The organism is Micromonospora sp. RTGN7 (assembly GCF_033804645.1).
Classification (GTDB): domain Bacteria; phylum Actinomycetota; class Actinomycetes; order Mycobacteriales; family Micromonosporaceae; genus Micromonospora.
The window spans coordinates 314,897-327,761 of the sequence record NZ_JAPZLF010000004.1 but is presented as its reverse complement, the minus strand read 5'-3'; the positions used below and the strand labels follow the sequence as shown (position 1 = coordinate 327,761).

Genomic DNA, 12,865 nt, shown 5'->3' with positions numbered 1-12,865 from the left:
TGACCGAGCACAACACCTGTGAACTGCGCTACGTGCTTCGGCATCCCGCTAGCTGCGACGTAACAACCAGCCCAGCAGCGCGCTGAGCACCACCGCGACCAACAGTCCCACGACGGTAAGGGCGAGGAAGCCGCGGTCGGCGCCGACGTCGGAGACCTCGACCAGGAGCACCCCGAGCACCGCCGAGGCGAGCAGCACCCCGCCGGCCCGGGTGAGCCAGCGCACCACCAGCTCCGGGTCCACCACCGCGTCGTACGGCAGCAGGGCGGCCAGCGCGCAGAGCGAGTGGGCCAGGTAGAGCGCCACCGCCACGGCGAGCAGCCGCCACAGCGCGATGGGCCGCCCGTACCCCTCGGTGGCCAGCAGCCACCCGCCCACGGTGACCAGGGCGGCGAAGGTCGGCCAGACCCGGCGCGGCCCGACCGCCGGCAGCAGCGACACCAGCACGAAGGCGGCCAGCGGCCGAGCGGTGAGGGCCTGCGCCGGGTACGCCAGCAGCAGGCCGGCCAGCACCGTGCCGAAGATCCCGGCACGGACCACCAGCGGGGCTGCGCTCACCCGGAGCACCGCAGTCCGCACCGCCCGGGTGCGGTTCGTCACCACCTCGACCGGATTCACCCGTTCCGCCCTCCCGTCGTCGCTGCCCTCACCGGGCACCCACCCGGGGTGCGGTGGCGAGTCGGGACACGTCCCGCAGGACCTGGTCGAGGCTGCCCGCGCCGGCCCAGGGGACCACCGGCACGCCGTGCTCCCGGAGCTGCCCGATCATCGTGTCCCGGTCCAGCCGCCACAGCCGGAACGCCACCTCCGCCCAACCCCGCCCCCGGCCCGGGGGCTGAAGGTCGGCCGGGAGCGTGTCCACCGCCAGCACGAACCGCCCGGAACGGGCCATCCGGGCCAACATCTGGGCGGAGCGCTCGTCCAGCAGCGGGGTGAGCACCACCACCAACGCGTCCGAGGAGAGCAGGTGCGGCCCGAAAACCTGGTCGTACGACCCATGCGGGGACGCCTCGGCGCGCACGTCGAGCAGCCACTCCAACAGCGTGAGGTATTGCCGACGGCCGGTTGCCGGGCGCAGCCGGCGGGCCGCCGGCCCGTACTCCAGCATCGCCACCCGGTCGCCCCGGTGCAGGTAGTGCTCGCCGATCGCGGCGGCGGCGCGGACCGTGGTGTCGAGCACCGAGGCTGCCCCGCCGACGCCCCCGGAGCGGCCCGCCTCGGCGAGCACGTCGAGCAGGATCACCACCTCGGCGTCCCGGTCCGACAGGGTGGCCGCCACGTGCAGTTGCCGGGCCCGCAGCGACACCCGCCAGTCGATGCGGCGCAGCCGGTCGCCGGGGCCGAAGACCCGCACGCCGGCCAGCTCGCCGCCCTCGCCGGGGCGACGGGAGTGGTGCGCGCCGACCAGGCCGGCCGCCCGGGGCATCACCTCCGCCGCCTCGAACGGCTCCGTCCTCGGGTACACCCCGACGCGGACCGGCTCCATGATCGCGGCCCGGGACACCAGCAGGCCCCCGGCGGCGGCCACCCGGACGCCGGCCGGGCCGACGGGGTGCCGGCCCCAGCGCCGGGCCTTGCCAATCAGCTCCAGGTCCACGGCGGTGCCGGTGTCGACGACGGTCACGAAGGGCCGGTCCACCCCGCTGCGGGACAGGTCGACCCGGGCCCCGCCGACCTGGGCGCGCTCGACCAGCAGCCAGGGCGAGACCCGGGTCCGCACCACTGCCACGTCGTACCCCACGGTGTCGGGGTTGCCGACGGTGACCGTCCCGGTGAACGCTCCCCCCTCCACCAGGTGCTCGGCGTCGGTGGTGATCCAGAGCTGCGGCCCGGCGGTGGGCCGGCGGCGCAGCGCGTACGCGGTGCCCAGCGCGAACGGGACGGCCAGCACGACCAGGTCGACCCGGCCGAGCAGCACCCCGGCGATCAGCAGCAGGCCGGTGAGCAACACCGCCCGGCCGAGCGCCCGGGTGGGCGCCCAGCCCGTCGCCGGCTGCTGCCCCTGCGAGGTGGGCACGGCCGTCAGCGCCCCGGCCGTCCGGCGGCGTGGCTCGGAAGCGCGCCGCTGGCCGGGGCGGGGGTCTGGTCGAGCACCTCACCGACCACGAAGGACGGGTCGACGCGGCGCAGCCACATCTCCGGGCGCAGCGTGATCCGGTGCGCCAGGGCCGGCGCGGCCACCTCCTTGACGTCCTCCGGCACCACGTAGTCCCGGCCGGCAAAGACCGCCCGGGCCCGGGCCAGCAGCAGCAGCGCCAGCGAGCCGCGCGGCGAGGCCCCGACCAGCACCGACGGGTGCTCCCGGGTGGCCGCGGTCACCTGCACGATGTACCGGCCGATGGAGTCCTCCACCACCACGTCCTCCAGCGCGGCCTGCATGGACCGCAGGGTGGCGGCGTCGACGACCGGCTTGATCTCGGCCTCCTCGCGGCGACGGGCGATCCGCCGGCGCAGCACCTCCCACTCCTCGTCGTGGTCGGGGTAGCCGAACGACACCCGCAGCAGGAACCGGTCGAGCTGCGCCTCCGGCAGCGGGTACGTCCCCTCGTACTCGATCGGGTTGGCGGTGGCCAGCACGTGGAACGGCTCGTCCAGCCGGTACGTGACGCCCTCCACCGAGACCTGCTTCTCCTGCATCGCCTCCAGCAGCGCCGACTGGGTCTTCGGGGGTGTCCGGTTGATCTCGTCGGCGAGCAGCAGATTGGTGAAGAGCGGGCCGGCGCGGAACGAGAAGTCGCCGGTGCGCTGGTCGTACAGGAACGAGCCGGTGACGTCGGCGGGGAGCAGGTCGGGGGTGAACTGGAGGCGGCGGAAGTCCAGCCCCAGGGCCTGGGCGAAACAGCGGGCGGTCAGCGTCTTGCCCAGGCCGGGCAGGTCCTCCAGCAGCACGTGGCCACCGGCGAGAATGCCGGCGAGGACCAGCTCCAGGGCGTCCCGCTTGCCGACCACGACCGAGCCGACCGCGTCCAGCACCGCCCGGGCCAGGCGGCCGACCTCGGCGACGGGCACGGTGCGGTCCACGTCGTTCATCAAATCTTCTCCAGTTCGGCGACGATCGCCGCGAGGGCGCGCGGCGACGGGGTACGACGGGGTGGGGTGTCGAGGAACGTCGAGAGCCGGTCGGAGAGCAGGGCGCGGGCGCGGGCCGGGTCGGACTCGCGGGTCACGCCGTGCCGCTGACGCAGCCGCTCGTCGGCCAGCTCGCCGAGGCGGGGCAGAACCCGGTCGGCGAACCGGTCCGGGTTGTTCGCCGACCAGTCCAGCGGCCGTTCCCAGCCGTTGATCGCGGCGCGCAGCGCGTCCCGGGCGGCCCAGTGGTACTGGCCGTCCTCCTCGCCGGAGGACATCCCGGCCGCCGCCCCCGCCCGGGGCCGGGGCGGCGGGGCGAGCGCGGCGGTGACCCGGCGGACGGCGAGCAGCGCGAGCACCCCGGTGACGACCACCCACAGCGAGAGCTGAAGGCCGACCGTACGTAACCCGGCTACCACCACCGCCGTCAGCGCCGCGGCCACCGCGAGGGTCTTCAGGGCTTGCTTGACCCGACCGCCCCGGGCGGCCTCCTCCTGGATGGCCGGCTCCTCCTCGAAGGTGAGCAGGTCCTCGATGCTGGCACTCACGCCGACGCCCCCTCCACCGGCGCCCCGGCGGCCACCGCGGTCAGCTCGCCGTGCAGCCGGCGTAGCGCGGCCCGGGCCTGGTCGCGGGTGCGCTCGTCGATCGGGCGGGTGGCGTACCGGGCCTCCCGGTAGACGTGGGCGAACTCGGCCAGCACGTCAGCGCTGACGATCGCCGGGATCCCGGCGTCGGGGTCGCCGCGCAGCAGACGGGTGACCAGGTCTGTGGAGGTGTCCCCGGTCCGCCGCGCCACCCCGACCGCGTCGGCGGCCTCCTCCAGGCGCACCCAGCAGGCGATCACGGCGGTGCGCGGGTCGATGTCGGCGTCGTCCAGCTCGACCAGGCCGGCGTCGAGCGCGGCGACCACCTCCCGGGCGGTCCCCTCGGCGGTGCGCCGTGCCCGGCCCGACGGCAACGCCCGGGTGGTGCGTCGGGCCGCCCCCCGGACCAGCATCCAGGTCAGGTAGCCGAGCGCGACGGCGATCGCCAGGCCGAGCAGGGCCATCGCGGCGGTGCCGATCCACTCGGGGATGTGCGCGCGGGTGGCCTCACCGGCGTCGCGGGGCTCGGCTGGGATCGAGGGCGGTGGCTCAACCGACGGGTAATCCGGCACGTACGGGATGTTCTCGGCGGCGGGCGGGATGCGGCTGGCACCGAGCGTCGAGTGGCCGGCGGCCAGGGCTGCGGCGGCGAGCAGGGCGGTCACCGCCCCGATCGGCCACCACCTGCGCAGCACGCTGAGGTCCATCGCCACCGCCCCACGCCGTCAGTCCACTCCGGCCAACTGCTTCGCCCGGGAGAGCACGTCGTCCAGCATCCCCGGCGTCAACCGCCCGGTAAAGGTGTTCTGCTGACTGACGTGGTAACACCCCAGCAGTGCCGGTGCGGTCGTGCCGAACCAGTGTGCCCCATGGCCGAACGCCGGTCGCGGGCTGGGCGGGGGAACGCCGTACACCTCGCGCAGCGTCGGCCACCACGCAGCCCAGGCGAACGCGCCGAGCGCCACCACGACGCGCAGGGTGGGCCTGATGAGCGTTACCTCGCGGTGCAGCCACGGCGCGCAGGTGTCCCGCTCGGCCGGGGTGGGCTTGTTGTCAGGCGGTGCACAGCGCACGGCAGCGAAGATCCGGGTGTCCCGCAGGTCGAGCCCGTCGTCGGCGGCGACGCTGGTCGGCTGGTTGGCCAACCCCGCCCGGTGCAAGGCGGCGAAGAGCACGTCGCCGGAGCGGTCCCCGGTGAAGATCCGCCCGGTGCGGTTGCCGCCGTGCGCGGCGGGGGCCAGGCCGAGGATCCCGATCCGCGCGTCGGCGGCGCCGAAGCCGGGCACGGGCCGCCCCCAGTACTCCTGGTCGCGGAAGGCCGCCCGCTTCGTTCGGGCGACGTCCTCGCGCCAGTCGACCAGGCGCGGGCAGGCGAAGCAGTCGCCGACCGCGCCGTCGAGGTCGGCCAGGTCGGTCGCCCGCGCTGCGCGGGCGACCACCTCACCTGGGGTACGGGGCTCAGCCAAGCTTCGCCCGGAACAGTTCGAGGGTGCGGGCCCAAGCGCTGACGGCGGCCCGCTGGTCGAACGCCTCCGGCCGGTCGTCGTCGAAGAACGAGTGCGCGGTGCCCGGGTAGTCGTGGAGGACGCAGGTGCCGCCGGCCGCCTCGATGGCCTGCCGGGCGGTCTGCACACCCTCGGCGGCGGAGGTGCCGTCCGCCTCCGCGCAATGGATGACCGCGCTCTTGCCGGCGTAGTCGCTCCACTCCGGGCGCATCCGCTCCCACGGGAGCATGGGGTAGAAGCCGACGGTGGCGACGATCCGGTCGGAGATGGTGGCCGACCAGAGTGCCAGGCTGCCACCGGCGCAGAATCCGACGCACCCGACCTTGCCGGCGACCTCGGAACGGCCGGCGAGGTAGTCGGCGGCGGCGGCGATCTCGCCCGCCGCGTCGTCCATCCGCAGCGCCATCATCAGCCGCTTCGCCTCGTCGGCGTCCTCGGTCGACGCGCCGTGGTAGAGGTCCGGCGCGAGGGCGACGAACCCGGCCTCGGCGAACCGGTCCGCGACCCCGGTGATGTGCGGGACGAGACCCCAGCGTTCCTGGATGACGATGACCGCCGGGCTGGTCGCACCGTCGGAGGGTATCGCGAGATATCCCGCGCTCCTCGCCCCGTCGCGGCGGTAGCTCACCATCTCGCCCATCGGCTGTCCTCCTAGCGGTCAGTCATCATTGGCTGTTCGCACTGTTACGTGCCGGTAGCCTGCCACGCGCCGGGCGGCTCGGGGAAGACGCACGGCGAGTGGTATTCACCTCCCGTTCACGCGGGTTCGCCAGGTCAGGCCGGATCAGCTCTGGGGGACGAGGCAGAGCAGATAGCCGGTCCCGTCCGCCGGGACGCTGCTGTACGTGTAGTAGGCGCCGCCCCGGGCGACGAAGGGCTCGCACTGACGGCCGTCGCGTGCCTGCTCCTCGCTCTGCCCGTCGAGCCGCCCGACCACGTCGTAGGCGGCCTCGGGGGAGGAGCAGTCGACGACCCGCGCCGTCGCAGCCCGGTGGTGCCCGCTCTCGGTGACGTCGGGCAGGCGTGCCAGGCAGCCCCCGACCCGGGCGGAGGCGGTCCGGTCGGGTGCCAACAACCGGCCCGCCACGTCGTATCGCAGCCCGAGCCCGACCAGCGCCCCCACCAGTACGGCCACCACGCCGAGCACGGTCAGCATCCGCAGCAGGGGGCGCCAGCGGCCACCGTCCTCCGGGTCGCCGTCAGGACCTTCCTCGGGGTCGGGGTCGCCGTCGGCGTGTTCGCCCCTCGGGGCGTCCGCCGGCACCGCCGAGCCGGTGTCGGCCGGCTCCCGGGCGGTGGTCTCGGTCTCGGCCGGCGCGAGGGTGTTGACCTGTTCGTCCACGTGCTGTCCTTCCGGGGGCTCCAACAGTGGAAAACGGTAGCGACGGAGCCACCGTTCCCGCTGCCCCCCGGGACGTGACGTCCATCCCTAGTGGACGACGCCCGCATGGTCAGGGCCGGCCCCACCGGAGCGGGCTGGCGTCGGCCCCGCCGCACGGATCGAGCCACGGACCGGAGCACGGCGGGAGCCCGCCGGGTGTGTCAGTGACCGTCCAGGCCGAGAACGGGCGGGGTGCTGCCCGCGCCGCCCCGCCAGTCCATGTCGTCCTCGGTCAGCCAGGTGCTCCGGGTGGTCGACTCGTCGTCGTCCCCGGTGGAAGAGGCGGCACCACCGAGCACCCCGGGACGCGTCGCCCCGGCCGCACCCGAACGACCGCCCGCCGCCGACCGCTCCCCCGCACCAGCCGCGCCCGGCCGGCTCGCGTCGGCCCGGCTGGTGCCGGTCGCGGTCCGGCCATCCAGCCCGGCGCCACTGACAGCGGGACGGCCCATCTGGGTGGAACCGGCTCCGCCGGCACCGAGCACCCCACCGGTCGGTATCGCCGTCGAGAAACCCGACAGCGCACCGGTACCTGCACCGGCAGCCCGGGTACCCCGGGCCGTGCTGGCGACCATGCCGCCGGCACCGGCCGTCCACCCGGTGAGCAGCGCACCGGCGCCGAGCGACAGGTCAGCTCCGGCCAGCGACGTACCCGACCCAGGGCCGGTCGGCCCGGCGACGAACTCGGAGCCCGAGTCCTGCAGCGGGTCGTCCTCGTCGAACGCGGCGTGGTGGCTGCCCGCACCCGGGTCGTGGGCCCGACTGGTGCCGGTGTGCGCCGGGGAACCGCTGCGGGGCAGGTTGGCGGGGGCGCTCGCGCCCGGCCCGCTGCGCGGGGCGGACGAGTTGTCATCCACCCCACCCGGGGTGCCCACCGGCGGCGGATCCGGCGGGTTCCACCGGTCGAAGGTGGAGACGTCGTAGCTGGCGGCCAACTCGGCCACCACCTTCACCATCCGCTGGTGCGCCTTTTCCCTCTCCTCCTCGTCCTGCTGGTGGCCGGCGATCGCGCCGATGACGGCCCCGGCCGGGCCGAAGAGCGAGCCCTTCGCGGCGCCGCTGACCGCCTTGTCGTGGTCGTCGGTCTCGTCCGGGCTCTCGGATTCCTTTTTCGCGGAGCGCAGCGGCTCCGAGATCAGCGACAGCCCCTCGTGGACCGAGCTCATCCCGGAGGCCAGGCTGGTGGAGTACCGCACCACCAGGCCCACCCGCCGCTGGAACTCGTCACCGGCGTCACCGGCCCAGGTCCGATCGAGGGCGTCCAGATCCTCGCGCAGGGCACGGCCCAGCCCGTCGACGGTGTCCTTCATCGAACTCCACTCGGCGGCGAGGGTGTCGACCTGATCCGCGTTCCCGGACTGCACGCCCTGGTAGAGCTGCTCATGACTGACCGGCTGGTAGCGCTGTACGTACTCGTCAGACACGGGGGCTCCCCTCCAGACCGAGCGAATCGTCGATGTTACCGAGCACCTGGGCGATGTCGGCGGCGTTGGCCGCGTTCCGCGCCTCGGTCGTGCGGTAGTTGTCGAGGATCTTCTGCGTCGCTTCCTGGACCGCCACCAGGGACTTCCGGAGCCGTTCGACCCGGTCGACGTAGCGGCCGTGCAGGTTGGTGTACTGACGCGTGCTGCTCACCGCGTCGGCGAACGAGCCGAGCGCGGGCGGCCGGCACTGCAGCTCGGTGTTCAGCTTCTTGAGCAACTGGTCAGCCTCGGTGATCCGGGCGGCCAGTCGTTGGTGGAAATCCTCCAAGGACAGAACGTCGACCCTGGTCTTCACACCCATGACAGCATCCCCGTTGTCGTCGTGGCACTAGTCGCGAGCCTCAGCGTAATGGAATCGAGTGGGTCCGGCGACCCGGTGATCAATCGACCGTCGGCCCGACGGTCGAATCAGCCACCGTGGACGGATTCGACCCGTCCGGCACCGGCTGGCTGGAGGCGGTGGGCCTCGGTCCGGCTGTCCCCTCGGTCCGCGTCGGCCCGCCGCTCGGCTCCGGCCGGTCGGAGCCCGACGGCCTGGGTTGCCCGGACCGGGCGGCGGAGGGCGAGTCGGGGTCGAAGTAGTTCCGCGCCGCGTCCGCTTCCAGGGTCGGCCCGGTCGGGATCAGCGCCAGCAACGAAGCCGGGACGGAGAGCGGGGCCACTCCGCCGTAGCCCAGGGCGGTCACCGCGTCGCCGGAACGGGTGCCGAGCGGATAGCGGATGCCCTGGGAGGTGATCAGGTAGACGGTGGAAGCGCCCGTCCCCTGCCCACCCTCGCCGACGCCGGACATCGCCTTCACCAGGGCACCCTTGCCGCCCGGCAGGACCACCCGCTCGGCGGTCCGGACGGCGTCCCGCCCGCTCTGGCGCACCTCGATCGAGCCGGGCGCGGTCGGCGACAGCTCCGGCGGCGTACGGTCGAACACCTCGATCGTCGTCGTCGGCGGCCCGCCCGCCGAACCCGCCCGGTACGTCGCGCAGACCGACGCCCGCCCCGGCCCCGTCTGCCGCAGCTCGGGCAGCTTCTGCGGCATGCCCTCGTCCTCGATCCGCTGCTCGCTGAGCACCCGCCCTGCCTGCTCAGGGGTGATGTCCTTGACCCCGCCGCCGTCGCGTCGCAGCAGCAGCGCGGTGATCTCACCGATCGACACCAGGCCGTCCCGGGTCAGCACGTAGTGCTGGTCGGCGGCGCGGAAGATCTGCCCGACCCAGGCCGGCCCGGTGCCGATCGACAGCCGGCTCCGCTCCTTGTCGCCGGGGATGAACGGCTCCTTCAGTCGCGGCCCGGCGGGCACCGCGTTGATCAACTGCTCGCCGACCTCGATCGGCCGAACTGAGGCCATCTTCAGCGCGGCGATCGCCGCGCCGCTGCCGAGGACCTGCATCCGGGCGTTCCCGGACAGCAGGTAGCGCTGGCCGCCGACCGCGACCAGGAGCGCCTGGCTGCCGAGCGGCGATCCGCCGGAGAAGTGCTGGTTGACGACCAGCCGGGTGGTCGACCGGCGCGGGTCCACCGGGTCCGGGGTGTTGCAGACCGACCACGGTAGACCGACCAGCGACGAACGGTCAGGCAGGTCGTCGGGGGCACCGACGATGCCGACCGTACGGCCACGGGGCCGCTCCCGGATGGACGCCTGTGACATCGACCGGGTCGGCGGGGCAGCGTCGCCGAGGATCAGCCGGGCCGAGGTGTAGTTGAGCGTCGGATACAACCGACCATCGACGAAGACGTAGGTCGCCCCGGTCTCCTTCTCGATCACGAGGGTGTTCGCCTCGAGCGGGGCGCCGCCCTTGGTCATCAGGCCGTACACGCCCGCCCCCGCGAGGACGATGGCCGCCACCATGGTGCTACCGAAGATCGCCAGGCCCAGTCGCCGCATCGGCAGGTCGGTGGTCTCCGGATCGCCCGACAGCAGAGCCGAGACGATGCGGCGGGTGACGAACCGGTACGCCTGAACCTGGTCACGGCGGGTCCGCATGCACTACCTCCGGCGGGGTGGGGGTCCCGGGACGAACGGCTCGGCCGGGCGGCTCGGGTTTCTCTACGATAAGGGCCCCCGGCGACCCGCCGCCTGCCGCCTGCCGCCCGTCGGCCGGCGTCGGACGTCGGCGACCCCGTTCAGAGGAGGAAGCGCAGCGATGACCCAGATTGAGGCGGCACGCGGTCGCGAGGTGGTCGCGCCGGTCGGTGCGCGGGTCGACCGGCGGCGCCGGGGCCGGCTCGGTCCGGTGGCCGTTGGCCAGCTCGTCGTCCTGGAGCTCGGCGTGCTGATCGTGGGCACGGTGTCGGGCGGGCCGATCTGGTTGACCGGCGCCGTCGGCGCGCTGGTGCTCCTCGTGGTGCTGGCAACCTTCGCCCGGCGGGGTGGCCGCTGGTGGTACGAGGACCTGACCCTGCGCCGCCGCCTCAAGCAGCGCGGCCAGGCCGCCCGTCGGGCCGCGCTGTCCCCGGGGGCGGCCGACCCACGGCTGGCCGCGTTGGCGCCGGATCTGACCGTCGGCGGGTTCGAGGATCGGGGCAACCGGCTGGGCCTGGGACAGGACGACCGGGGCTGGTTCGTCGCCTGTGTGGTGACCCCACCGGACGGATCGTCGGGACCGCTGCGCGGGTCGTCGATCGACGACGTGGTGCGGGTGCTGACCGGGTTCACCGGCCCGGCCTCGTCCACCCAGGTGGTCGTGCGCAGCCTGGTCTGGTACCCGAACCCGGGCGCGCCGGCCGCCTTCCGCCGGGATGTCTGGGTGGCCGCCCGACTCTCCGTCGCCGATGCCCGGACCGAGGCGATCAACCGGGGTGGGGGCCTCGACGGCGTACGCCGGACCATGGCGGCGGTCGCCGGCCGGCTCGGCAAGGCGCTGACCACCGCCGGGCTGACCCACCGGATGCTCGACCCGGACGAGTTGTCGGCGGCCGTGCTCACCGCGGCCGGACTCGACGTGGCGGCCCAGTCACAGGTGGAAAGCTGGACGGGCCTGGCGGGCAGCGGCTGGTCGCAGCGCTGTCTGGAACTGCGCAACCGGCCGGATGCACCGGTCGGCGGGCTCGTCGACACGGTGACGGCGATCCCGGTGATGTCACACACCCTGTCCGTGCTGGTCGGTCCGGGAGGCCGGGTGGCAGCCCCGCTGCTGCGTATCGCCGCCCCGGAGAGCCGGCTCACCGACCAACTGGCGGCAGTGCAGGAGGTGGCCCAGCGGTACTCGTACGTGGCCCGCCGGCTCGACGGGCGGCACGGGCCGGCGGCCTACGCCTGCGCGCCGGTCGCGATGGCGGACACCGCGACCGGCGAAACGGCGGTCGTCACGGGTTGATGTTGGAGATCCAGCCGTAGAGTCCGCACACCCAGGCGGCCAGGGGCACCACCGCGACGATCAGCAGGATCTCCAGGATGTCCAGGACGCGGCCCCACACCGGGGAGATGTGCTTGCCGGCCACGGCCAGCCCGTAGACCAGGCTGACCACCGCCATCAGCGCCAGCCCGCCGACCAGCGCCCCCAGTCGCAGGAACACCGGCAGCCCGGTGAAGACCACCGCCGTGGCCAGCGCCAGGCCGACGGAGCCGGCGAACAGCACCGGGATCCGTTGCGCCCGGCTGGCCAGCGGCCGGGCGCGCAGCAGGGACAGCAGGGCCAGCACCGTGCACAGCAGCACAGCCGGCAGCCGGCCGTCGAGGGCGAGGACCACCTCCCCACCGAGGACGACCAGCGAGACCGTCCACAGCAGACCGGTGAGGAACTGGTCGGCCCGGTCGCTGAGGGACAGCAACTGCCGGCTGTCGAACGTCTCGTCGTCGGACTTGAGGTCCTCCGGGCCGGTAGGGATGGAGGGGACGGGGAGGCGGGCCAGCCGGTAGGCCGTCATCGGCAACGCGGGCAGCACCGCGAAGGCGATCGTCGTCAGCAGGGCGGCGGACGCGGCGGCGTCCACCCCGAAGGCGAGGCAGACCATCGCGGCCAGGCCGAGGGCGGCAGCGATCACCGTGGCACCGAGGAACAACGGTGTGCGGTCGCCCACCGCCAGCGCCGCCACCGCGCCGAACACGAGCAGTGTGGTGGCGGCCAGCAACACGTGCGGGGTGCCGAGTGCGGTCAGCTCCCGGTCACCGGCGAGCAGCAGTAAACCCCCCGTTCCGGCGTACACCAGGCTCACCAGTGCCAGGATCGAGCCGGTCCAGCTGTCCCCCACCGCCCGGGAGAGCACGGCCGCGGTGACCAGGGTGGCGACCGCGACCACCAGGGCGACCAGCGCACCCGGGAGCTGCGGCGGCCCGGCGAGGAGCGCCAGAACCGCACCGCCGAGCAGCGCCGCCGAGGCGAACAGGACGGAGAACCTGCGGGTGGTGGCGACCTGCCAGCCGCCCGGCCGCCGGTTGGTGGCGGTCGCCACCGCGTCGACCACGTCGTCGAAGACGACGTCCGGCGCCACCGCGTCGCGCGGGTTGAAATACAGGACCTCACCGTCGTGCACCCCGAGCTGCCCGGCCGTCTGCCCGCCGTCGAGCGGTGGGCCGCCCAGCCGGGCCAGGCTCCATCCACCGTGGACCGTTCCCTGGTCGGCGAGATCCTCTCCGGCGTATCGGAGCAGGGTGGGCAGCAGGTCGGCAAGGGGTACGTCGGACGGCAGGGCGAGATCCATCCGGGTTCTCGGTGCCACGATGGTGACCCGGCTCAGTTCGCCGGTCCCCGTCATCGTCACCAGGGCCTCCTCGCACTCGCTCGTAACCGGCGGTGACCAGCGGCAAGCACCGCCGGGTTGCACCATGCCCACGGGAGATTACCTACGTCGGAGGGCACGTACGATGCCCCCTGACGGATCCCGTCCCGAATAGCCGGACGTCA

At 74.0% G+C, this 12,865-nt stretch carries 13 protein-coding genes; 1 reads left to right on the top strand and 12 read right to left on the bottom strand.

Annotated features, from left to right (window positions below; all coding sequences use genetic code 11):
• Positions 1-48: 48 nt before the first annotated feature.
• From SNR22_RS08415 to eccB, 11 genes are all read right to left on the bottom strand, one after another.
• A complete protein-coding gene (locus SNR22_RS08415; RefSeq protein ID WP_320065915.1) occupies positions 49-618 on the bottom strand; it encodes a hypothetical protein in 570 nt (189 codons plus the stop codon).
• Positions 619-646: 28 nt separating this feature from the next.
• Complete coding sequence (locus SNR22_RS08410) at positions 647-2,026, bottom strand: DUF58 domain-containing protein (protein WP_320066020.1); 1,380 nt, start codon at positions 2,024-2,026, stop codon at positions 647-649.
• Complete coding sequence (locus SNR22_RS08405) at positions 2,023-3,030, bottom strand: MoxR family ATPase (protein WP_320065914.1); 1,008 nt, start codon at positions 3,028-3,030, stop codon at positions 2,023-2,025. Before SNR22_RS08405 ends, SNR22_RS08410 begins: the two co-directional genes overlap by 4 nt.
• Positions 3,030-3,617 (bottom strand): hypothetical protein, encoded by a 588-nt coding sequence (locus SNR22_RS08400; RefSeq protein WP_320065913.1) that lies wholly within the window; start codon positions 3,615-3,617, stop codon positions 3,030-3,032. The genes SNR22_RS08405 and SNR22_RS08400 overlap by 1 nt, the downstream gene beginning before the upstream one ends.
• Positions 3,614-4,363 (bottom strand): DUF4129 domain-containing protein, encoded by a 750-nt coding sequence (locus SNR22_RS08395; protein ID WP_320065912.1) that lies wholly within the window; start codon positions 4,361-4,363, stop codon positions 3,614-3,616. The genes SNR22_RS08400 and SNR22_RS08395 overlap by 4 nt, the downstream gene beginning before the upstream one ends.
• Before the next feature lie 18 nt (positions 4,364-4,381).
• Positions 4,382-5,095, bottom strand: a complete 714-nt coding sequence (locus SNR22_RS08390; RefSeq protein WP_320065911.1) for a uracil-DNA glycosylase — start codon at positions 5,093-5,095, stop codon at positions 4,382-4,384.
• Between the two features lie 19 nt (positions 5,096-5,114).
• Positions 5,115-5,801, bottom strand: a complete 687-nt coding sequence (locus SNR22_RS08385; RefSeq protein ID WP_320065910.1) for a dienelactone hydrolase family protein — start codon at positions 5,799-5,801, stop codon at positions 5,115-5,117.
• A 144-nt stretch (positions 5,802-5,945) separates the two neighbouring features.
• Complete coding sequence (locus tag SNR22_RS08380; protein WP_320065909.1) at positions 5,946-6,503, bottom strand: hypothetical protein; 558 nt, start codon at positions 6,501-6,503, stop codon at positions 5,946-5,948.
• Positions 6,504-6,703: 200 nt separating this feature from the next.
• The gene (locus SNR22_RS08375) at positions 6,704-7,966 is read right to left on the bottom strand and encodes a hypothetical protein (protein ID WP_320065908.1); all 1,263 of its coding nucleotides are present in this window, start codon (positions 7,964-7,966) and stop codon (positions 6,704-6,706) included.
• Entirely contained in the window at positions 7,959-8,327 is a 369-nt protein-coding gene (locus SNR22_RS08370) for a hypothetical protein (RefSeq protein WP_320065907.1), read from the bottom strand. The genes SNR22_RS08375 and SNR22_RS08370 overlap by 8 nt, the downstream gene beginning before the upstream one ends.
• Before the next feature lie 79 nt (positions 8,328-8,406).
• The gene (eccB, locus tag SNR22_RS08365) at positions 8,407-10,005 is read right to left on the bottom strand and encodes a type VII secretion protein EccB (protein ID WP_320065906.1); all 1,599 of its coding nucleotides are present in this window, start codon (positions 10,003-10,005) and stop codon (positions 8,407-8,409) included.
• Positions 10,006-10,165: 160 nt separating this feature from the next.
• Between eccB and SNR22_RS08360 the strand changes: the two genes are divergently transcribed.
• Complete coding sequence (locus tag SNR22_RS08360; protein WP_320065905.1) at positions 10,166-11,338, top strand: type VII secretion protein EccE; 1,173 nt, start codon at positions 10,166-10,168, stop codon at positions 11,336-11,338.
• Here SNR22_RS08360 and eccD read toward each other — a convergent pair.
• Complete coding sequence (eccD, locus tag SNR22_RS08355; protein ID WP_320066019.1) at positions 11,328-12,716, bottom strand: type VII secretion integral membrane protein EccD; 1,389 nt, start codon at positions 12,714-12,716, stop codon at positions 11,328-11,330. The two genes, SNR22_RS08360 and eccD, sit on opposite strands and share 11 nt — an antisense overlap.
• Between the last annotated feature and the right edge of the window lie 149 nt (positions 12,717-12,865).